This is a genomic window from Streptomyces sp. NPDC044704 (assembly GCF_056433525.1).
On record NZ_JBWKGY010000001.1, the window covers coordinates 50,034 to 70,507 of the forward strand.

Here is a 20,474-nt window from a genome sequence, read left to right on the forward strand (position 1 = left end):
CGCCACGTGTCAGGTGTGGCCGGGAGGCCGGCGCGGAGCGGTCAGCGCGCGCCGAAGTTCTGCGTCCACCACGGGCCGCCCGCACCCGGCTGCATGCCCACGCCGAGGTCCTTGAAGGAGCAGTTGAGGATGTTCGCGCGGTGGCCCGGGCTCTTCATCCAGGCGTCCATCACCGACTGCGCGGTCTGCTGCCCCTTGGCTATGTTCTCGCCGTACGTCGACCAGCGGTACCCGGACGCGGTGGTCCGCGCCCCCGGGTCGGCCCCGTCGGGGTTGGTGTGCGAGAAGAAGTTCCGCTGCGCCATGTCCGCCGAATGCGCCTGCGCGGCCGAGCGCAGCTGCGCGTCCTCCTTGAGCGGGCCGCAGCCGGCCGCCGCCCGCTCGGTGTTGACCAGGGCCAGGACCTGGCCGCTCACGCCGGCCGGCGCGGGCGCGGGTGCGGGAGCCGGCGCCGCGGCCTTCGGGGACGGCGGGACGCTCCGGGCCGGAGTGGGCGCCGCCGACGAGGAGGGGCTGCCGGACGGCGACGGAGAGGCGGACCGCGAAGCGGAGACCGACGGGGAGGGCGAGGCCGACGCGGACACGGAAGCGGAGGGCGAGGCGGAGGGCAGCGGCGCGCCGGTGTCGGGCGCCGAGAGGGCCGCCAGCGGGGACGCGGGCGCACCGCCGGCCGCCTCGCTCTGGCCCGAACCGGGGAGCGAGCCCAGGTAGACCAGACCGCCCCCGGCCACGCAGGCGGCGACCACCGCGCCGCCGATCGCCCGGCGCCGGTTCTGGCGCCGCTTGCGCAGCACTCCGCGGCCGCCGGCCGCATCGCCGTCGTTGCCCGCGTCCCCGCCCTTGCGGCGCGCGGCCCGGCCCGGACCCGACACCACCGGGGTCAGCTGGGTCGCCGCGTCGGCGAAGGAGGCCGCGCCGACCGGCGCGTAACCCGCGGTGACGGCCGACCGTACGCCCGCCAGCAGCGCCGCCGTGACCGGCACGAGGGCCAGCCCGGCCAGCAGCCCCTCCGCCGGCACCAGGCCGTTCCACAGCCCCGAGCAGCGCAGGCACTCGCGGGCGTGCCGGGCTATTCGCTTGCGCCACAGGGCCGAGGGCCGCCCGTCCCAGCCGGCCGTCAGCGCGCGCAGCCCGTCGCACGGCGGCTGCGCCCCAAGGGCCCGCTCCACCACTCGGGCGGCCTCCAGCTGGGCCTTCATCCGCTGCACCCGGACGGCGGTGTGCTGCGGCGTCAGCTCAAGCGCGGAGGCGACGTCGGCCCGGGTCACCTCGCCGGCGCACTCCAGCCACCACAGGGACAGCAGCGCCCGGTCGTCGGGCTCCAGCCAGCGCGTGGCCCGGGCCGTCTCACGGCGCTGCCCCGACAGGTGGAGCCGTACGACGGTGAGGTCGGCGAAGTCGGCGCCCGGGTCGGCGACGTCACCGGCCTCCTCCAGCCCGCTCTCGCCCGGGCCGCTGCTGCGGGCCTGCCAGTGGGCCCGGATCCGGTTCATGGTGATCGCGACCAGCCAGGAGCGGAAGCTCTCGTCCGTGCGCAGGCCGCCGAGCCCGTCGAGTGCCCGCAGCATGGTGTCCTGCACGACGTCGTCCACGTCGCAGGACCCGTTCAGGGCCCGGCCGACGATGTTGTAGACGAGCGGCAGGTGGGCGCTGACGAGCTCGTCCTGCGCGCGGGGATCGCCCGCACGGGCCGCTGCCACCAGTGCTGCCGTGTGCTGTGTGCTCATGTGAAAGTCCCTGTCCGTACCGGCGGTCGATGATGCCCAATAACTGGGAGACCGTCGAGTGGGGCCCCGATAACACTTATCCGGAAGAAGATGCCGCCGCCACTTCGGGGGACGGGGTCACAGCAGCGGGCCCAGCGCCTCCGTGGCGGTGCGCAGGGCCGGCGCGTACGCCTCGATCTCCTCGCGGGAGACCAGGAAGGTGACGGTGGTCACCGACACCCCGCCGACCGGACGGCCGTCGGCGCCGAGCACGGCCGCGCCGATGCAGCGGATGGTGGGCTCGTTCTCCTCGTCGTCCACGGCGAACCCGCGCTCCCGGACCGCCTCCAGCTCGGCGGCCAGTGCCCGCTCGGTGGTCAGCGTGTTCGGTGTCCGTGCGGGCAGCCCGGTGGCGGCGAGCAGCTCCCGCACCTCCTCCCGGGGGAGGTGGGCGAGGACGGCCTTGCCGATGGCCGTGGTGTGCAGCGGCATCCGCATGCCGATCCGGGAGGCGGTGCGGAAAGGCTGTCCGCTCTCCAGCTTGCGGATGTAGGTGATCGTCTCCCCGCTGTGCAGGGCCAGGTGCACCGTCTGGCCGGTCGCGAGCCGCAGTTCGTCCAGGATCTGCTGGACGCTCGCCGGCTCCCCGCCGCTGACCAGGGCCGACAGGGCGCGCAGCCGGGGACCCGCCCCGTAGCGGCCCTCGCCGTCGGAGCGTACGAAGCCCTGCTCGACCAGCGCCGCCAGGATGCGGAAGGTGCTCGACTTCGGCACGGCCGCCGCCGTCATGACGTCGGTCAGCCGGTGCGGCCCGCCGGGTGCCGCGACCGCCTCCAGGATCCGCAGCGACTTCTCCAGCGCCGACCCGGCCGCCGAAGTCCGCCCGCCGGGGCGGCCCTTCGCCCCCTCGCCGTCGTTCCCGGGGTCCGTCGCCCGCCCTCGCTCCGTTGACACGCCGGCTCCCTGAGTGTGTAAGGTCTGGACCACTGAGTTCCGGCACACGATACGCAGTTCCACTACGTGGAACAAATCGGGGGTCCGTTCGATGTCCTGTCATCCGTACGCGGTGATGGCCGCCCAGCGCCTGCTCCCCGTGCTGCGCGACACCGGCCCGGACGAGGCCGTCCGCCGCACCGAGGCCCTCCTCGCCGCGGGATGCCGCGCCGTCGAGCTGACCACCTCCACCCCCGGCTGGGCGACGGCCGTCGCCCGCACCGCCCCGCTCACCGACGCACGGGGCCGCCCCGCGCTCATCGGCGTGGGCACCGTCACCACCGCCGCCCAGGCCGCGCAGGCCCTCGACGCCGGCGCCGGATTCCTCGTCTCCCCCTACCCGGCCCCCGAGGTCCGCGCGTTCGCCGGGCGGCACGGCGCCGTGTTCGTCGAAGGCGGCTTCACCCCCGGCGAGATCGCCGCCGCCGCCCGCCACGCGGGAGCCGCGAAGGTGTTCCCGGCCCACGTGGGCGGCCCCGGGTTCATCCGCTCCCTCAAGGCCGTCCTGCCCGGCGCCCTCCTCGTCCCGACCGGCGGGATCCGGCCCGGCGAGGTCCGCGACTGGCTCGACGCCGGGGCGAGCGCCGTCGGAATCGGCAGCGGCCTCCCCGACGACCCGGCCGAACTCGCCGCCGTCTTCGCCGGTCTGGCCGGACCGTGCTGCGCCGGCTGCGCCGCGGAGCGCTGACATGGCCCCGCCCTCCGCTCCGGAGTACGACGTCCTCGTCCTCGGCGAGGTCCTCGTGGAGATCCACACCGACACCGCCCCGCGCGAAGCCGTCGACGGCACCCCCGCCCGCATCTCCTACTCGGGCGACGCCCTCAACGCCGCGGCGGCCGCCGCTGCCGCCGGCGCCCGTACCGCCCTGCTCGCCGTGGTCGGCGACGACGAACTCAGCGTCCCGCTGCTGCGCCGGGCCACCGACCTCGGCGTGGACGTCGCCCACGTCCGCCGCGCCCCGCGCCCCAACGGGGCCTACCTGCTGTGCTCCGACACCGGGGGCGAGCGGGAGTTCGTCTACTGGCGCACCGCGGGCGCCGGCTCTACCCTGGCGCCGTCCCACGTCGACTCCTGGCGGCCCCTGCTGACCCGCGCCCGCTCGCTCGTCACCAGCGGCATCACCGGTGCCCTCTCCGCCACGGCCCGCGCCGCCGTGCTGGACGCCGCCCGGGCCGTCCACGCGGCCGGCGGACACCTCACCTACGACCCGAACTACCGCGCCCGGCTCACCGGCCGGGACGAGGCCCGCGACCTGCTCGCCCGGATCGCCCCGCTGACCGGGCTGCTCAAGACCTCCTGCCCGGCGGACGCGCTCGCCCTGCTGGACACCGACGACCCGGCCACCGCCGCCGCCCGCGGCCGGGCCCTGGGCGCCCGCGCCGTCGCCGTCACCGCCGGAGCCGGCCGGCTGTTCCTCGACGACGGCACCCGGACGGGCCACCACCCCGTCCCCGTCAACCCGCGTGCCGTGGACGCCACCGGCGCCGGGGACTGCTTCACCGGCACCACCACCGCCCGCCTCGCCCTGGGCGACACCCTCGCGGACGCGGTGGCCCACGGCGCGGCAGCCGCCTCCCTGTCGGTGTCCGGCCGCGGCGGAACCGGGTACGTCCCCACCCTCACCGAGACGGCCGCCCTGGCCGCGGCGCACCGCCGGGCGACGCGGGAGGGCGTCTAGTGCCGTGACCGGAAAGGTCCACCGGGTCGCGACGCCCGGCACGGCACCTCTCCGCGTTGTCGGACCACGGAGGTACGTCCAGTACGAGCCGCGGCCCTCCGCCTTGAGATGCACCGCACCGGACGCCGCGACCCGGCACACCTTCCCGGCCACGGCACTAGTACGCCTCGTCGTGGTCCTCGTAGGCCTCGTACTCCTGGTGTTCGGGGTATGGGAGGGGTTCCGCGGCCCAGCCCGAGGCCAGGACCAGCCGGGAGACGCGGTGGACGGCGAGGAAGGCGAACGGCCGGTGGAAGCTGACCTCGGCCCGCCGGACGCGGTAGCGCGGACGGGGCATGGCGCAGCCCACGGCGCCGATCGCCGTCACCGCGGCGGCTTCGAAGCCCCGCGCGTGGAACCGGGCCAGCGCCGCCTGCCGGGCCGAGCCCACCGCGAGGGGGCGCGGGCTGATCCCGGGGAAGTGGCCGTGCCCGGTGTCCAGGGCGCTCGTCAGGCCGAACACCCCGGGCCGTGCGAGGAGGTCGTGCTCCGCCCGCACCTCGAAGGCCGGGGTCACGACGCGCAGCTGCGTCTCGGGCCGGTCGGACAGCACCCGCCCGACCAGCAGCCCGGGGCCGGGACTTCCCTCCGGGAGGCCGCGCGCGTCCGTGGCCGGGACGGTCCTGTCCACGACCCCGATCCCGGTGCCGATCACCGCGGCCGGCCGGGCGCCGGGTTCCCCGAGCACGAGATGGACATCCACCCCGGTGTCGCCGATCACGTCCAGTACGGTGACCGCGCCCGCCGGGCCGTGCGCCACCCGGACCCGGTCCAGCAGTGAGGTGGTACGGCCCAGCATCAGCAGGTCCCGGCCCTGCCACGGCCCCTCGGCCGCGCTGCCGCAGAAGTCCTGGAACGGCTGGATCCACTTCAGCCGCAGCGCCAGGGCGCAGGCGAGCACCAGCAGCACCGCTCCGGGGCCCGGCGGCAGGGCGACCGGCATCCGTTCGACGAGGCCGTCCGTGTGCTCGGCCGCCCACGCGTCCAGGGCCTTGCGGTCGGTCTCCGCGTCGCCCGTCAGCGTCCCCCGGGTTCCCGGAGGCAGCCGCGCCGACCAGGTCTCCTCCAGTGGCAGGTCCGCCCGCGCCCACACGCCCGTCGCCGCGCGCAGGCCCCGCACTCCGCCCAGCGCGGCCAGCAGCTCCCGTGCCGCCCCGGCCGCGTCCCGGGCGGGTATGCCGAGGGCTTCGGCCAGTTCCTCGCGGGCCGGGCCGGCCGCGCCGTCCGCGAGGAGGGCGAGCAGCGGCCAGACCCCGGCCGCGGTGAAGACCGTGTGCGTGCCGTCCCCGAGCGGGGAGGCCGCCGCCCAGCGTGCCGTGAGGCGGTTGACCGCCCGAACCGTCGAGTTCCTCATTCCGGGGAGGGTACGTGGTGGGCGCCGCCGGGCCGGTGCGGTTCTCGCGGCCCGGCGGCGCCGGTCAGGGGGCCGGGCCGGATGCCGGCCCGGCTCTGGCGTCCCGTCAGCGGCCGCGCAGGCCCCGGTCGACGGCCGCCGTCAGCTCGCCGTCGGCGGTGTCGGCGTCCAGGGACCAGAACATCGCGCCGCCCAGGCCCTCTTCGCGGACATACCGGGCCTTCGTGCGCAGCACCTGCGGGTCGTCGTACGTCCACAGGGTGGTGCCGTCGAACAGCCAGGCGTGCCCGCCGCGCCGGTCGCGGTGGACCTGGTACGTCCCCGAGGCCGCCAGCTCCTTCAGCGCCTTGTAGTCCTCGTACCCCGCCGCCCAGGTCGCCGGGGCCGGTCCCGTCGCGGGCTGCCCCAGACCGTCCCCGCCGCCGCTGACCCCGGTCCAGCCCTGCCCGTAGAACGGCATGCCGACCACCAGCTTGTGCGCGGGGGCTCCCCGGTCCCGCCAGGCCCGGACGGTGCCGTCCACGCTGAAGTCGCCCCGGGCGTACAGCGCCGACTGCTGGGCGGTGGTCTTCTCGCCCGACACGTGGAAGTCGTAGCCCTGGAGGTTGACGAAGTCCAGGTCGCGCATGATCCGGCGGACGTCGAAGCCCGCGTCGATCTTGGCGGGGGCGGTCGGGACGAAGGCGGTCAGCTCGTACTTCCGCTTCTGCGTACGCCCGTAGGCGTCGAGCTGGGCACGGAACTCCTTGACCAGCTCCGTGAAGTTCTGCTTGTCCTCCGGGCGGTACCTGGTGTCGGCGTCGCCTTCCGAGCCCGGCCACTCCCAGTCGAGGTCGATGCCGTCGAACACGCCCGCCGCGGCCCCGGCCCCGCCGCGCGCGCCGTCCTGCGGCAGGTTCCCCTTGATGTACAGGTCGAGACAGGACGTCACGAAGGCCTTGCGGGAGGCCGGGGTGAGGGAGGCGTCCGAGAAGTGGGTGGACCAGCTCCAGCCGCCCAGTGAGATCAGCACCTTGAGGTTCGGGTGCTTGGCCTTCAGTTCCCTGAGCTGGTTGAAGTTGCCCGCGAGGGGCTGCTCGGCGGTGTCGGCCACCCCGTCGACGGAGTTCGCCGCGTCCAGGGGCCGCGCGTAGTCCGCCCAGGCGTCGGCCTCGCCGGGCACGTTGCCGGTGAAGCACTTGCCCTCGGCGCTGACGTTGCCGAAGGCGTAGTTGATGTGCGTGAGCTTGCCGGCGGTGCCGTTCGCGTCGAGGTCCTGGACCTGGAAGTCACGTCCGTAGACGCCCCATTGGGTGAAGTACCCGACCTTCTTGTACGAGCGGCCGTGACCGGCCGCCTCGCCCTGCGCGCCGGTGGCGGCGGGGGCGAAGGCCGTCAGGAGGGAGAGGGAACAGGCGGCGACGGCGAGCCTGCCGATCGTGCTGCGGCGCATGGGCTTCCTCTGTGGATACGGGGAGCGGATACGGGGAGTGGTGCTCCTGAGCCGTGCGTAACGCGTGAGCGGTGCAAACCGGAAACTATTGGTCTGGACCATCTGGGTCAAGGGGGCGTTCACCTCGGGTTCCCCCGCTGCACCGGTCCGTCCGAAAAACATCCTTCACGGCCCTGGGCTCCTCAGGACCGCCTCGCTACCCTCCGCGCATGATTTCCACGGTGGTCTGGGGAACAGGCAACGTCGGCCGCGCCGCGATCCGCGCCGTCGAGGCCCACCCGGCGCTCGAACTCACGGCAGTGATCGTCCACAACCCCGGCAAGGTCGGCCGCGACGCGGGCGAACTCGCCGGACTCGACCGTCCGTTGGGGGTGGCGGCGACCGACGACATAGAAGCGGTGCTCGCCGCCCGGCCCGCCGCCGTCGTCTACGCGGCCTCCGGCGACGTACGCCCCGACGACGCCCTCGCCGACATCGCGCGCGCGATCTCCGCCGGGGCGGCCGTCGTCAGCCCCGCCCTGTACCCGCTCTACGACCACCGCAACGCCCCGCCCGAGTTCCGCGAACCGGTGCTCGCCGCCGTCGAGGCCGGCGGGGGCTCGCTCTTCGCCTCCGGCGTCGACCCCGGCTGGGGCAACGACGTCCTGCCCCTGCTCCTGAGCGGCCTCGGCACCACCGTCGACGCCATCCGCTGCCAGGAGATCTTCGACTACTCCACGTACGACCAGCCGGACTCGGTCCGCTACCTCGTCGGCATGGGCCAGCCCATGGACTTCGAGCCGATGATGCTCATGCCCTCGGTCCCCACCATGGTCTGGGGCGGCCAGATCCGCATGATGGCCCGCGCCCTCGGCGTCGAACTCGACGAGATCCGCGAGACCTCGGACCGCCGCGCACTCGACACCACCGTCACCACCCGCACCATGGGTGAGTTCGAGGCCGGCACCCAGGGAGCCATCCGCTTCGAGGTCCAGGGCATCGTTGAGGGCGAGCCCCGCATCGTCATCGAACACGTCACCCGCATCCACCCCTCCTGCGCCCCCGACTGGCCCGTTCCGCCCGACGGGGCCGGGGCCCACCGGGTGGTCATCGAAGGCCGCCCCCGCATCGAGGTCACCATCGAAGCCACCGACGAGGGCGAGAACCGCTCCGCGGGCGGCAACGCCACCGCCGTGGGCCGGCTGGTCGGAGCCATCGACTGGCTCGTGGCCGCCGGACCAGGACTCTACGACGCGCTCGACATCCCGCTGCGTCCCGCAGTCGGCAAACTCGGAAGGAAGCAGCCGTGAACATCGACATCCCCGAAGGCCAGCACCCCATCGAGTACGTCTGGGGGGACATGGTCCCCGGCATCGGCATGGCCGCCGCCAACTTCTCGCTCTCCGTGTACGCCCACACCACCCTGGGGCTGCGGGAGTTCGAGGCGGCCCGGCTGCGCATCGCGCAGATCAACGGATGCGTGTTCTGCCTCGACTGGCGCACCGACCGGGACGGCGAGAAGGTCGAGGAGGAGTTCGCCGACGCGGTCACCGAGTGGCGCACCACCAAGGCCTTCGACGACCGCACCCGCCTGGCCGCCGAGTACGCGGAGCGCTACGCCCTGGACCACCACAACCTCGACGAGGAGTTCTGGGGGCGGATGACCGCCCACTACAGCCAGTTGGAGATCGTGGAGCTGAGCATGAGCATCGGCTCCTGGCTCGCGTTCGGCCGCCTCAATCACGTGCTGGGCCTCGACAGCGTCTGCATGCTGCCGGGCCGCTGACCCCCGGTCCCGAGCCGCCGGCGGGCTCCGGGGAGCCGACGGGGTCCGGGGGAGCCGACGTGCTGCGGGGCCGGCCGGAGGTTCCGGCCGGCCCCGCAGTCCGGTTGCCGTCAGAGGTCAGTGGCGATGATCTTCTCGATGTTGCGCTCCGCGAGCGCCGTGATCGTCACGAACGGGTTGACGCTGGTGTTGCCGGGGATCAGCGCTCCGTCGATCACGTACAGGCCGGGGTGGCCGTGCAGGCGGCCGTAGTTGTCGGTGGCTTTGTTCAGTACCGCACCGCCGAGCGGGTGGTAGGTGAGGTGGTCGCCCCAGATCTTGTTGGTGCCGAAGAGGTCGGTCCGGTAGATCGTCCCCTCCTTGGAGTTGATCTTGTCGAAGATGGTCTTCGCCATGTCGATGGACGGCTGCTTCCAGGAGGTCTGCCAGTTCAGGACGGCCTTCCCCGCCGCCGCGTCGTAGCTGAACTCGGCACGGTTCGGGTTCTTCGTGATCGACAGGTAGAAGGAGGCGTACGTCTCGATCCCCGTCGGCAGCGGAGCGACCTCGGCGAAGGCGCCGCCCGCGTCCCAGTTGTCGATGCCCCCGCAGGGAATGGAGGCCTGCACCTTCCCGGTCGCGTCCCACATGTGGTTGGCGCGGCCGCACATCACGTTCCCGTTGTCGCCCCAGCCCTTGCCGATCTCGTTGTTGAGGTTCGGCAGCGCCCCGGTGGCCTTCAGCTTCACGAGGAGCTTGCTCGTGCCGACGCTGCCGGCCGCGAAGAACACCTTGTCGGCGACGACGGTCTTGGTGGCGACGGTGTCGCCGGTGGTGTTCAGCTGCTCGATGACGACCGTGTAGCCGCCACCGGCCGAGGGGGAGACGGTGGTGACCCGGTGCAGGGGCGAGATGCTGACCTTGCCGGTCGCGCGGGCGGCGGCGATGTAGGTCTGCTGGAGGGACTTCTTTCCGGCGTTGTTCCCGTAGAGGATCTCGCCGGCCACCGCGGACTTGGGGACGGTCCCGGCGACCTCCTTCTTCATGTAGTCCCAGTCGTAGACGTCCGGCACGAACACGAAGGGGAAGCCGGAGCGCTGCGCGTGCTTGCGGCCGACGCGGGCGAACTGGTAACAGTCCACCGTCTCGAACCAGTTGGGGTCGATGAGCCCGACGCCGAGACCGGCGTTGGCCCGCGGGTAGTAGGTGTCGTACATCTCGTCGGCGTTCACCGACGGCAGGATCGAGGCGAAGTTCTGCCGCTTGGGAGTCACCGCCATGCCACCGTTGACGAGCGAGCCGCCGCCCACCCCGCGCCCCTGGTAGACGATGATCCCGCCCATCTCCTCGGCGTCCAGGATGCCCGTGTACTTCGGGACGTCCTTGTCGATCGGGAAGCCGAGGAAGTTGCTCAGGGGCGCCTTCGTCCTGGTGCGCAGCCAGTAGGAACGGTAGTCCGGCTTGGTGGTGTTGGCGAAGATCTTCCCGTCGGTGCCCGGGGTGTCCCAGGCCATGCCCATCTCGATCATCTGTACGTCGACACCCGCCTGGGCGAGGCGCAGCGCGGCGACGGAACCGCCGTACCCGGTGCCGATGACGAGGACCGGGACATGGGCCCCGGACTCGATGGGGGCGTTGGCGACGGCGGTTCCGGCGGAGGCCCTCGCCTGGGCCGGTGTGGTGTTGACCGCCAGGGCCATGGCTCCAAGAATAGAACCAGTTCCAGCGAGAAATCCGCGACGGGAAACACCCTGGGAAACCTTGCTGTTCAGGCTTTTGTCACTCATGTGACGTTCCTCACTCTCGACGGAGTGAGAACAAGTTCTAACCGCGCCTGCCTGGTAAGTCACTACATACGTCGAGGTAACTTGTGACTGATTCCGGCTGCTGTGGCCTGCTGGGCCTGATGGTTCGTCCCGCACGCCGGGCGGGCGGGACGGCGGCGACACCCGCCCGGGCGCAACGGCCGGCGGCCGCCCGGGAGTCCGTACCCCGTACCCTGGGCGCATGCCGGTACTCGAAGCGGACGACCCGCTGGCCGTCGCCGTCACCACCGCCATCCGCGGCGGCGACCTCCCCGGACTGCGACGCCTGCTGGACGCCCACCCCGGGCTCGCGGCCACCCGCATCGTCCGGCGCGGCCCGGCGGCCGGAGAGCGCAGCCTGCTCCACGTGGCGACCGACTGGCCCGGCCACCACCCGGACACCGCCGAGGTCATCCGTACCCTCGTGGCCGCCGGCGCCGACCCGGCCGCGCGGTTCGTCGGCGCGCACGAAGAGACCCCGCTGCACTGGGCCGCCAGCAACGACGACGTGACCGCCCTCGACGCCCTCCTCGCCGCCGGCGCCGACATCGAGGCCCCGGGCGGGGTCATCGGCGGCGGCACCCCGCTCGCCGACGCCCGCGGATTCGGCCAGTGGCGGGCCGCCCGCCGCCTCCTCGCCCACGGTGCCCGCACCGACCTCCACGACGCCGCCACCCTGGGCCTGCTCGACCGCGTCACCGCCCTGCTCGCCGCTTCCCCGCAGCCGGAGGACGAGATCACGAGCGCCTTCTGGGGAGCCTGCCACGGCGGCCAGCTGTTCACGGCCCAATACCTTCTGTCTCAAGGGGCGGACGTCAACTGGATCGGCTACGACGACCTGACCCCCCTCGACATCGCCCTGACCAGCACGAACACCCGCCTGACCGGCTGGCTGCGCGATCGCGGCGCGCTCACCCGGGCCGAAATCCCGCCGAGTTGACACAAGAAACGTGTGGATCTTCGGCCCGGGCCGTGTCATGGTTGGTCTCGCCGAAGGGGTGTAGCTCAGATGGCCAGAGCAACGGTCTCCAAAACCGTAGGTCGCAGGTTCGACTCCTGCCGCCCCTGCCACACGTGAGCAGCGGGTTCACGCCGAACGCCCACGCGGAAGCCGTTCCCGCGTGGGCGTTCTCCGTTGCCCCAGTCGCTGATGCCGCCGCTGCCCGCCGGTCACGGGGAAATGTGGGTGGCAGGGGTCCGGTGCGCGGATAGCCTGGTCCGGACACCGAACCGGGGGATCAGCATGAGCGACACCACCGCGCTGGGCGACCGCATGAAGCGGTACGAGGCCGCGCACAAGACGGTCCTGCCGCGCCGCACCTACACCATCCTCCGGCTCGACGGCCGCGCCTTCCACACCTACCTGCGGGACGCGGAGAAGCCGTTCGACATGACGTTCGTCGGGGACATGGCCGCCGTCACCGAGGCCCTCTGCGCGGAGGCGGCGGGCGCCGCGATCGCCTACACCCAGTCCGACGAGATCAGCCTGCTCCTCACCGATTTCGCCACCCCCGGCACCGAGCCGTGGTTCGGCGGGGTGGTGGCCAAGCAGCTGTCCGTCTCCGCGTCGCTGGCGACCGCGGTCCTCAACGAGCGCCGCCCCGGCCGGCGGGCGCTCTTCGACGCCCGCGTGTTCACGATGTCGGATCCGGTGGAGGTGGCCAACTACTTCCTGTGGCGCCAGCGAGACGCCGTCCGCAACAGCATCTCCATGGCGGCGCAGGCCCACTTCTCCCACAAGCGCCTCCACCGCGTGTCCACCGGCGAGATGCAGGAACTCCTGTGGTCGGAGAAGGGCGTGAACTGGAACGACTACCCCGAAGCCTGCAAACGCGGCCAGGTCGCGACGAGGCTGACCGGCGAGCGCGCCGTCGAGTACGTCGACAAGCGGACCAGGGAGACCACGCGTACGACGGCGGTCCGCTCCTGGTGGGAGGTCGACGGGGCGCCTCACTTCACGACCGAGCCCACGGGGTGGCTGGCCCGGATGATCCCCGCGATGCCGGCCCTGACGTCGGCAGCCCCGTAGGGCGGCGGCACGGACGGCCGCCTCCGCGCGGCCGGCCCGTCAACGCTGGGTGCGGTGACGGGCGGAACCGGGCCGCGGCACCCGCGCGGGCTGCCGGGCTACTGCGGGGACGGGGTGTGCTGCGTCACCTCGTCACGGATCAGGTGACGGTGCTGCTCGTACACGAGGCGGGCGTCGTCGCTGGGAATCGGGTCGCTTCGCATGCCGCAGGCGCACGTCACGGTGGTGAGTCCGGTCAGGGTCTGGTGGACCTGGCCGTGGCTGTCGGTGTAACTGTCGCCCTGGTGGTTCTCGAGGCGGAGGCGGTGGCGGGAGGCAGGGGGCTTGCTCATGGACCCATCATCGCTGCTGGGAGGCCCCGGTACCGGCTGCGGCTCGTTCCCGGACACCCGGCGGGGCCACCTGCCCGCCCCGTGAGCAGCGACGGAACGAGCCGGGCCGTTTCCGTCAGCCGCCGTACGGACGGGTGATGATCTCCATCCCGTGCCCGGAGGGGTCCGTGAAGTAGACGCCGCGGCCGCCGTCGTTGTGGTTGATCTCGCCCGGGTGCTTGCCGTGCGGGTCGGCGAAATACGGTACGCCCTCCGCCCGGATCTTCTCGAACGCCGAGTCGAACTCTGCTTCCGAGATCAGGAACGCGTAGTGCTGCGCGACGATGGACTCCGCCGGGATGGTCGCGAAGTCGAGGGTGACCCCGTTGTCGGTGCTCACCGGGATGAACGGGCCCCATTCGGGGCCGACTTCGAGACCGAGGATGTGTGCCAGGAATTCGGCGGACTCCCGGTTGTCCCGGGAGTGGATGATCGTGTGGTTCAGCTGGACCGACATGTGTGAATGCCTCCGCAAGGCACGTCACGGACACCTCCATGCCTCACCCGGTCGGTGACCGACACGCGATGCCGTCCCATGATCCTAAACAGACCATCCGGGTGGAGTCCAGCGAAATCCGACCTGCCGGTCCCCGGCCCGGGGAGGTTCCGTACCCGTTCCTCAGGGGTTTCCGCGGCGCCACCAGCCGCCCCTCGGCCCATGGACCGCCTAGGCTGCCCTCCGTACAGGTGATCGCCAACTTCCCTCGGGGGAGAGCAACATGACAACCGGCACGCCGCACGGCGGACCCCACGAGCCGACCACGATCCGGAAGCTGTGGCAGCTGCTCGAACCGCTCCACGCCCTCGCCTACTTCGCTCCCGAGTCCTACGAGGAGGCGGGCTCCCTCGGCTACGACACCGGCGAACGCTGGCCCCTCTACTTCGCGTTCCGCGCCGCACCCCTCGGCCCGGTCACACCCCGGCTGGTCACCTCCCTCTTCTACGGCTTCGCCCCGCCCATGGTGGAACGCCACGTATCCCGGGCGTGGCGGACCGCCCCGCCGGAGCGGGTCCTCGCGGCCCGGGCCACCGCCACCGACCGGGCCCTGCGCGCCCTGCTCGGCCCGCGTACCGACTCCCGCGACCTGGCGGAAGCCGCACGGATCGCCCGCCGGGCCGTCGAGGCCGCCCCGACCGCCGGCCGTCCGCTGGCCGCGGCCAACGCCGCACTGCCCTGGCCGCAGGCCCCGCACACGGTGCTCTGGCATGCGGCGACCATCCTCCGCGAGCACCGCGGCGACGGCCACCTCGCCGCCCTGCAGGCCCATCACCTCGACCCCGTCGAATCGCTGGTGCTCCAGGCCGGGGTCGGGGCCGCCCCGGTGGAGGCCTTCGAGAACCGCGGCTGGTCGGCGGACGAGTGGAGCGCCGCCGAGGGCCGGCTCACCGCCCGGGGGCTGCTCGCCCCGGACGCCTCGGCCACCGAAGCGGGCCTCACCCTGCGCACCGCCGTCGAGCGGCTCACCGACGAACTCGCCACCGCCCCGTGGGCCGGACTCACCCCGGACGAGACGGCGCGGCTCGCGGAACTGCTCCTCCCTCCCGTGCTCGACGTCGTCGGCACCGGCCTGCTGCCGGCCCAGGGCACCCTCGGCATCGGCATGAAATACGACTACACGGCCTGAGCCCGCCGCCCCGCCGGACCGCACTGTGTTCCAAGCGCTGCGTACTCCAAGCCTTCCGTGTTCCAAGCGCTCCGTGTTCCAAGCCCCCGTGCTGCAAGCCCTCCGTCCGGTCTGCTCCTGGGAGTACGACCGGGCGAAGCCCGCCGCCCGCGCGGTTCATCGCCTACTCGACGTGCCGCCGGTACCGGTCGACCACCTCCCGGAGCACCTCGGAGCCGTCCCGCGCCCACAGGCCCGGATGGAAGATCTCCACTTCCACCGGCCCCCGATAGCCGCAGGCGTCGGCCAGTTCCCGGAATCCCCGCAGGTCGACGCAGCCGTCGCCCAGCTGCCCCCGGCCGAGCAGCACCCCCTCCGGGAGCGGAGTCACCCAGTCGGCCACCTGCACCGACACGAGCCGCCCGCCCCTCCCGGCCCGACGCAGGTCGGCGGGCAGCCGCTCGTCCCACCACAGGTGGTACGAGTCGGCGACGACGCCGACCCGGTCCGCCGGGAACCGCTCGGCGATGTCGAGGGCCTGGCCCAGGGTGGAGACCACGCAGCGGTCCGCCGCGAACATCGGATGCAGCGGCTCGATCCCCAGCCGCACGCCGAAACGGGCGGCCCAGGGCGTCAGGTCGCCGAGCACGTCGACGATCCGGTGCCGGGCCCCCACCAGATCGCGGTCACCGGCCGGCAGGCCGCCCGAGACCAGGACCAGCACCTCCGCGCCCAGCTCGGCCGCCTCCTCGACGGCCCGCCGGTTGTCGCGGAGCGCCGCGGCCCGCCCGGCCGGATCGGCGGCGGTGAAGAATCCGCCCCGGCACAGCGAACTCACCCGCAGCCCCGCCCCGGAGACCAGCTTCGCCGTCTTCCGCACCCCGAACTCCCGCACCGGGTCCCGCCACAGCCCCACCGCGCCCACGCCCGCCGCCGCGCACCCCGCGACCAGCTCGGGGACCGACCACTGGCGGATCGTCTCCTGGTTCAGGCTGAGCCGGGCCGGGGCCGTCGCGGCCTTCACGAGGACACCCCGTACACGTCCAGGAGCCGGCGCATCCGGGCTTCGGCGAGCCCGGGATCGGGGAACAGACCGAGCCGGTCGGCCAGTTCGTACGCCGTCGCCAGGTGGGGGAGGGAACGGGCGGACTGGAACCCGCCCACCATCGTGAAGTGCTCCTGGTGGCCCGCCAACCAGGCCAGGAGAACCACTCCCGTCTTGTAGTGGCGGGTGGGCGGGGAGAACAGGTGCCGGGCCAGCGCGACCGTCGGATCCAGCAGTTGCCGGAAGTGGTCCGCGTCACCCCGGTCGAGGGCGGACGCGGCGCGGGAGGCGATGGCGGCGATGGGATCGAGTATCCCCAGGAGGGCGTCGCTGGCCAGCTTCCCGTCCCCGGCGATGAGCTCCGGATAGTGGTGGTCGTCGCCGGTGTAGCAGCGGACCCCCGCCGGCAGCCGCCGTCTGATCTCGACCTCCCGTTCCGCGTCCAGCAGCGACACCTTGATGCCGTCCACCTTCTCCGGATGCTCGGCGATGACCTTCAGGAGGACGTCCGTGGCCGCCGCCGGATCCTCGTGGCCCCAGTAGCCCGCCAGTTCGGGATCGAACATCGGTCCTAGCCAGTGCAGTACGACCGGGCGGGCGCTCTGGCGGAGCAGCCCCGCGTACACCTCCAGGTAGTCCTCCGGGCCGCGGGCGGCCGCGGCCAAGGCCCGCGATGCCATCAGAACGGCACGGGCTCCGCAGGCCTCCGCGTGCGCGAGCTGCTCCTCGTAGGCACCGGTGATCGAGGCCAGGGAATGCGGCCGGCCCGGAGGCAGCTGATCCGTGCCCGTTCCGCAGACGATCCGGCCTCCCGTCGCGCGGGCCTCGGCCGCCGAGCGGCGGATCAGTTCTGCCGCTGCCGGCCAGTCGAGGCCCATCCCGCGCTGGGCGGTGTCCATGGCTTCGGCGACCCCGAGGCCCTGCTCCCACAATCGGTGCCGGAAGGCGAGCGTGGTCTCCCAGTCGACCGCAGGGCCGCTGTCGGCCGAGGAGGCGAGCGGGTCGGCGACCACGTGGGCCGCGGCGTAGAAGGCACGGCTGCGGGCCGGGCCGGCGACGAGGGCCGGCAGCGGGGCGGTGTTCGGCCGGTGCAGCCGGAACCCGCCGTCCGCCGAAGGGAGCCGGATGCCGTTCACAGGGTCACCTCGGGGACCACGAGACGCCGTCCTTCGGCGGAGGAGCGGAGCCCGAGCTGGGCCAGCTGCACGCCACGGGCTCCGGCCAGCAGGTCCCACCGCCAGGGTTCGTCGCGTACGACGTGGCGCAGGAAGAGCTCCCACTGGGCCTTGAAGCCGTTGTCCGAGGGGGTGTTGTCCGGTACCTCCTGCCACTGGGAGCGGAAGGGCTCGGCCTGCGGCAGGTCCGGATTCCACACCGGTCTGGGTGTCGTGGCCCGGTGCTGGATCCGGCAGCCGCGCAGCCCGGCGACGGCCGAGCCGTGAGTACCGTCCACCTGGAACTCCACCAGTTCGTCACGGTGCACCCGCACCGCCCAGGAGGAGTTGATCTGCGCGACGGCTCCGCCCTCGAGCTCGAACATGCCGTAGGCGGCGTCGTCCGCAGTGGCCTCGTAGGGCTTTCCGTCCTCGTCCCAACGGCGGCCGATGTGCGTCCGGGTGAGGGCCTGCACCGTGCGGACCCGGCCGAACAGTTCGTGCAGCAGGTACTCCCAGTGCGGGAACATGTCGGCGACGATTCCGCCGCCGTCCCTCGTCCGGTAGTTCCAGGACGGGCGCTGTGCCGCCTGCCAGTCCCCCTCGAACACCCAGTAGCCGAACTCCCCGCGCACGGAGAGGACCTCTCCGAAGAAGCCGCTGTCCATCAGCCGCTTCAGCTTGAGCAGGCCCGGCAGGAAGAGCTTGTCCTGGACCACGCCGTGCTTGACCCCGGACGCCGCGGCGAGCCGGGCCAGTTCGAGCGAGGACTCGAAGGTGAGCGCGGTCGGTTTCTCGCAGTACACGTGCTTCCCGGCCGCGATGGCCTGCCGGACCGCCGGCTCGCGGGCACCGGTCACCTGGGCGTCGAAGTAGACGTCCACCGTGGGATCGGCCAGTACGGCCTCCAGGTCGGTGCTGACCCGCTCCAGGCCGTGCCGCTCGGCGATGGCCCGCAGCGCGTCCTCCCGGCGGCCGACCAGAACGGGCTCCGGCCAGATCACCGATCCGTCGCCGAGGTCCAGCCCGCCCTGCTCGCGCAGTGCCAGCAAGGACCGGACCAAGTGCTGCCGGTATCCCATCCGTCCGGTCACGCCGTTCATGGCGATCGTGATCGTCCTGCGTTCCACGGGGTCCCCTCCGTCTTCTCGTCGGTCGTTCCCATTCGATAGAAAGCGCTTTCTGCCTCATCAGCCTAGGACCTGAATTCAGCGCATGGCAACACTCGTTCGAGGGATAGAAAGCGCTTGCTGAATCGGTGACGATGGAGATCCACACACCGGATGAGACGATGACCGGGGGCAGCCCGAGAGGGCAGAAGGAGAGGTGCGGCATGGCGATCACGCTTGCCGAGGTCGCGGCGCACGCGGGCGTATCGGCCGCGACGGTCTCGCGCGTACTGAACGGCGGCTACCCGGTGGCGGGCGGCACGCGGACCCGGGTGGAACGGGCCGTCGAAGAACTGGGATACGTCGTCAACGGTCCCGCCCGGGCGCTCGCGGCCGCCACCTCCGATCTGATCGGGGTGCTCGTCCACGACGTCGCCGACAGTTTCTTCGGGGTCCTGGCCGGCTCCCTCCAAAGGGCCCTGGACACCACCGACCGGGCGGAGCCGCGCCGACTGGCCGTCGTCTGCAACACCGAAGGCGCCCCCGCCGCCGAAATCGCCTACCTCACCCTGCTGGAAGGGCAGCGGGCCGGCGGCGTCGTCCTCACCGGCGGCGCAGTCGAGGATCCGGACCACACCGCCGCGCTGGCCGCACGGGTCTCCCGGATAGCGTCCACCGGATCGCCCGTGGTCCTGTGCGGCCGCCCGCCGCTGCCCGTCGACGGCGGACTGCCGGTCGCCACCGTCATGTTCGACGACCGAGGAGGCGCCTTCCGGCTCGCCGAACACCTTCTGGCGCTCGGCCACCGGCGCATCGCCTACGTGGCCGGCCCGCCCGGACTGAGCACCAGCAGGGAGAGGCTCGCCGGACACCAGGACGCCCTTACGCGTCACGACCCCGCCTTGCCCGAGGCCTGTGCTCCGCTCACCGTGCACGCCGGCTTCGAGCGGTCCGCCGGTTACGACGCGGCGCGTGAACTGCTCCGGCGCGGGGAACCCTTCACGGCCGTCGCGGCCGCCAACGACACCGTCGCCACGGGCGTCACCGCCGCCCTGCGCGAAGCGGGCCTGCGCATCCCCGAGGACGTCTCCGTCGCCGGCTTCGACGACCTGCCGTTCTGCGTGGACACCGCACCCGCCCTCACCACCGTCCGCGTGCCGCTGCGTGAAGCCGGAGTGCTGGCCGCCCATCTGGTGACCGGCCGCCGGTCCCCACCCCCGGGAGGCATCACCACGTTGCCCACCGAGCTCATGGTGCGCGGCTCCACGGCCCCGCCGCCCGAGGGGAGCGGGCCGTGAAGTACGCCTTCTCGACGCTGGGGATGCCCGGAACCCCGCTCGCGCGGAGCGCCGCGCTGGCTGCCGAACACGGTTTCGACGGCCTCGAAGTGCGCGCCCACCCCGAGGAACCGCTCCACCCGGGGAGCCCGCCCGCGGACCGGGCCGCAGGGCTCGGGGCCGTCACCGGAGCCGGAGTGACCGTGCTCGGCGTGGCCGGCTACGCCCGGGTGGCGGCGCCCGGGGAGGACGAGCCCGTCCTCGCCGAGCTGAGAGCCCTCGTCCGGCTCGCCTCCGATCTGGAGGCCCCCCATGTGCGGATCTTCCCCGGAGGCGGGGAGCTGCCGCCGGCCCAGGCCGACGCCAACGCCGTGCGTCGGCTGCGGGAGGCGGCACCGTTCGCCGACCGGTACGGGGTGCGGATCCTGCTGGAGACCCACGATTCGCACCGCAGTGCGGCGGCTGCTGCCCGGGTGCTGGACGAGGTGGCGCATCCCGCGGCGGGAGCCCTGTGGGACGTACTGCACACCTGGCTGGCGGGGGAGGAGGCGCGGGAGTCGCGAAGACGGCTGGGCCGGCACCTGGGCTACGTACAGGTCAAGGACGTGGCGTCGGCGCGGGAGCTCACCCCGCTCGCTCTCGGCGCGGGTGTGCTGCCGCTCGCCGAGGCGGTGGCCGCCGCACCGTCCGACGGCTGGCTCTGCTGGGAGTACGAGAGGCGTTGGTACCCCGAGGCCGCCGAACTGGCCGGACGGCTGGGGGCGGGCCGGGAGCACCTGGAGCGGCTGGTGGCGCGAGGCCGCCCGGCGAAGTAGGGGAGGCGGCCCCGGTCCACGGGGTGACGGAAGCCCGGGCGGCGCGCGTACCGCCCCAGCTCCTCGACTGCGGTGGCCGCCGGCCGTTCCAGCTCGCCGCCCAGTGATCCGGTCGCACGGGGCGGCCTGGAATGAGCGTTTCGATCGAATCAGATGGCCGTTCGGGGCGACCCGACTGCTGCCCCTGCGTGCGGATGGTCAGGCGCGGAAGGAGTTTCACGTACAGGAACGGGCTTGCCTGCCGGCGCCGGTGAGGCCTTCCTGTGGGCGCACCCTACGGGGCCGTCCCCGGCGTCGTGAACAACCGAATCGATCGAT

19 protein-coding genes and 1 tRNA gene are annotated in these 20,474 nt (G+C 73.0%); 10 read left to right on the forward strand and 10 right to left on the reverse strand.

Going from position 1 to position 20,474, the window contains the following annotated elements; genetic code table 11:
* Positions 1 to 41 precede the first annotated feature (41 nt).
* Together AC07B0_RS00230 and AC07B0_RS00235 are read right to left on the reverse strand one after the other, a co-directional pair.
* Entirely contained in the window at positions 42 to 1,727 is a 1,686-nt protein-coding gene (locus tag AC07B0_RS00230; RefSeq protein WP_478895936.1) for a sigma-70 family RNA polymerase sigma factor, read from the reverse strand.
* Positions 1,728 to 1,844: 117 nt separating this feature from the next.
* Positions 1,845 to 2,660 (reverse strand): IclR family transcriptional regulator, encoded by an 816-nt coding sequence (locus AC07B0_RS00235; protein ID WP_469382579.1) that lies wholly within the window; start codon positions 2,658 to 2,660, stop codon positions 1,845 to 1,847.
* A gap of 91 nt (positions 2,661 to 2,751) precedes the next feature.
* Here AC07B0_RS00235 and AC07B0_RS00240 point away from each other — a divergent pair, with 91 nt between their 5' ends.
* Both AC07B0_RS00240 and AC07B0_RS00245 read left to right on the forward strand, forming a co-directional pair.
* The gene (locus tag AC07B0_RS00240; protein ID WP_467291815.1) at positions 2,752 to 3,387 is read left to right on the forward strand and encodes a bifunctional 4-hydroxy-2-oxoglutarate aldolase/2-dehydro-3-deoxy-phosphogluconate aldolase; all 636 of its coding nucleotides are present in this window, start codon (positions 2,752 to 2,754) and stop codon (positions 3,385 to 3,387) included.
* A gap of 1 nt (position 3,388) precedes the next feature.
* Positions 3,389 to 4,378 carry a PfkB family carbohydrate kinase gene (locus AC07B0_RS00245; RefSeq protein WP_478895938.1) on the forward strand — a complete coding sequence of 330 codons (990 nt, stop codon included), beginning with the start codon at positions 3,389 to 3,391 and terminating at the stop codon, positions 4,376 to 4,378.
* Positions 4,379 to 4,535: 157 nt separating this feature from the next.
* Here the strand turns inward: AC07B0_RS00245 and AC07B0_RS00250 are convergent, their stop codons facing one another.
* Both AC07B0_RS00250 and AC07B0_RS00255 read right to left on the reverse strand, forming a co-directional pair.
* Entirely contained in the window at positions 4,536 to 5,771 is a 1,236-nt protein-coding gene (locus AC07B0_RS00250; RefSeq protein WP_478895940.1) for a serpin family protein, read from the reverse strand.
* A gap of 106 nt (positions 5,772 to 5,877) precedes the next feature.
* Positions 5,878 to 7,203: a glycoside hydrolase family 18 protein gene (locus AC07B0_RS00255; RefSeq protein ID WP_478895942.1), complete on the reverse strand. Its 1,326-nt coding sequence runs from the start codon at positions 7,201 to 7,203 to the stop codon at positions 5,878 to 5,880.
* A 209-nt stretch (positions 7,204 to 7,412) separates the two neighbouring features.
* Here AC07B0_RS00255 and AC07B0_RS00260 point away from each other — a divergent pair, with 209 nt between their 5' ends.
* Together AC07B0_RS00260 and AC07B0_RS00265 are read left to right on the forward strand one after the other, a co-directional pair.
* Positions 7,413 to 8,492, forward strand: a complete 1,080-nt coding sequence (locus tag AC07B0_RS00260; RefSeq protein WP_356881554.1) for an NAD(P)H-dependent amine dehydrogenase family protein — start codon at positions 7,413 to 7,415, stop codon at positions 8,490 to 8,492.
* Positions 8,489 to 8,968, forward strand: coding sequence for a carboxymuconolactone decarboxylase family protein (locus AC07B0_RS00265; protein ID WP_478895944.1), 480 nt, complete (start codon positions 8,489 to 8,491; stop codon positions 8,966 to 8,968). The genes AC07B0_RS00260 and AC07B0_RS00265 overlap by 4 nt, the downstream gene beginning before the upstream one ends.
* A gap of 110 nt (positions 8,969 to 9,078) precedes the next feature.
* On the opposite strand, the gene AC07B0_RS00270 is transcribed toward AC07B0_RS00265, so the two are convergent.
* Complete coding sequence (locus AC07B0_RS00270) at positions 9,079 to 10,734, reverse strand: GMC oxidoreductase (protein ID WP_356881550.1); 1,656 nt, start codon at positions 10,732 to 10,734, stop codon at positions 9,079 to 9,081.
* Positions 10,735 to 10,954: 220 nt separating this feature from the next.
* Here AC07B0_RS00270 and AC07B0_RS00275 point away from each other — a divergent pair, with 220 nt between their 5' ends.
* The 3 genes from AC07B0_RS00275 (at position 10,955) to AC07B0_RS00285 (ending at position 12,781) form a co-directional block, all read left to right on the forward strand.
* Positions 10,955 to 11,692, forward strand: a complete 738-nt coding sequence (locus AC07B0_RS00275) for an ankyrin repeat domain-containing protein (protein ID WP_478895946.1) — start codon at positions 10,955 to 10,957, stop codon at positions 11,690 to 11,692.
* 54 nt (positions 11,693 to 11,746) lie between these two features.
* A tRNA-Trp gene (locus AC07B0_RS00280) sits at positions 11,747 to 11,823 on the forward strand.
* Positions 11,824 to 11,995: 172 nt separating this feature from the next.
* A complete protein-coding gene (locus AC07B0_RS00285) occupies positions 11,996 to 12,781 on the forward strand; it encodes a tRNA(His) guanylyltransferase Thg1 family protein (protein ID WP_478895948.1) in 786 nt (261 codons plus the stop codon).
* A gap of 98 nt (positions 12,782 to 12,879) precedes the next feature.
* Here AC07B0_RS00285 and AC07B0_RS00290 read toward each other — a convergent pair whose 3' ends face one another.
* Entirely contained in the window at positions 12,880 to 13,113 is a 234-nt protein-coding gene (locus AC07B0_RS00290) for a hypothetical protein (RefSeq protein WP_356881544.1), read from the reverse strand.
* 115 nt (positions 13,114 to 13,228) lie between these two features.
* Positions 13,229 to 13,609: a VOC family protein gene (locus AC07B0_RS00295; protein WP_478895950.1), complete on the reverse strand. Its 381-nt coding sequence runs from the start codon at positions 13,607 to 13,609 to the stop codon at positions 13,229 to 13,231.
* Between the two features lie 262 nt (positions 13,610 to 13,871).
* Between AC07B0_RS00295 and AC07B0_RS00300 the strand changes: the two genes are divergently transcribed.
* Positions 13,872 to 14,777 (forward strand): SCO6745 family protein, encoded by a 906-nt coding sequence (locus AC07B0_RS00300; protein WP_478895952.1) that lies wholly within the window; start codon positions 13,872 to 13,874, stop codon positions 14,775 to 14,777.
* A 163-nt stretch (positions 14,778 to 14,940) separates the two neighbouring features.
* On the opposite strand, the gene AC07B0_RS00305 is transcribed toward AC07B0_RS00300, so the two are convergent.
* The 3 genes from AC07B0_RS00305 to AC07B0_RS00315 are packed head-to-tail and all read right to left on the reverse strand — an operon-like array spanning position 14,941 to position 18,058.
* Positions 14,941 to 15,780 carry a sugar phosphate isomerase/epimerase family protein gene (locus AC07B0_RS00305; protein WP_356881538.1) on the reverse strand — a complete coding sequence of 280 codons (840 nt, stop codon included), beginning with the start codon at positions 15,778 to 15,780 and terminating at the stop codon, positions 14,941 to 14,943.
* Positions 15,777 to 16,937 carry a dihydrodipicolinate synthase family protein gene (locus AC07B0_RS00310; protein ID WP_478895954.1) on the reverse strand — a complete coding sequence of 387 codons (1,161 nt, stop codon included), beginning with the start codon at positions 16,935 to 16,937 and terminating at the stop codon, positions 15,777 to 15,779. The genes AC07B0_RS00305 and AC07B0_RS00310 overlap by 4 nt, the downstream gene beginning before the upstream one ends.
* A complete protein-coding gene (locus tag AC07B0_RS00315; RefSeq protein ID WP_478866229.1) occupies positions 16,934 to 18,058 on the reverse strand; it encodes a Gfo/Idh/MocA family protein in 1,125 nt (374 codons plus the stop codon). The genes AC07B0_RS00310 and AC07B0_RS00315 overlap by 4 nt, the downstream gene beginning before the upstream one ends.
* A gap of 230 nt (positions 18,059 to 18,288) precedes the next feature.
* On the opposite strand from AC07B0_RS00315, the gene AC07B0_RS00320 reads away from it, so the two are divergent.
* The gene (locus AC07B0_RS00320) at positions 18,289 to 19,362 is read left to right on the forward strand and encodes a LacI family DNA-binding transcriptional regulator (protein ID WP_469382589.1); all 1,074 of its coding nucleotides are present in this window, start codon (positions 18,289 to 18,291) and stop codon (positions 19,360 to 19,362) included.
* Positions 19,359 to 20,156 carry a sugar phosphate isomerase/epimerase family protein gene (locus AC07B0_RS00325; protein WP_478895956.1) on the forward strand — a complete coding sequence of 266 codons (798 nt, stop codon included), beginning with the start codon at positions 19,359 to 19,361 and terminating at the stop codon, positions 20,154 to 20,156. Before AC07B0_RS00320 ends, AC07B0_RS00325 begins: the two co-directional genes overlap by 4 nt.
* The last annotated feature ends 318 nt before the right edge of the window (positions 20,157 to 20,474 follow it).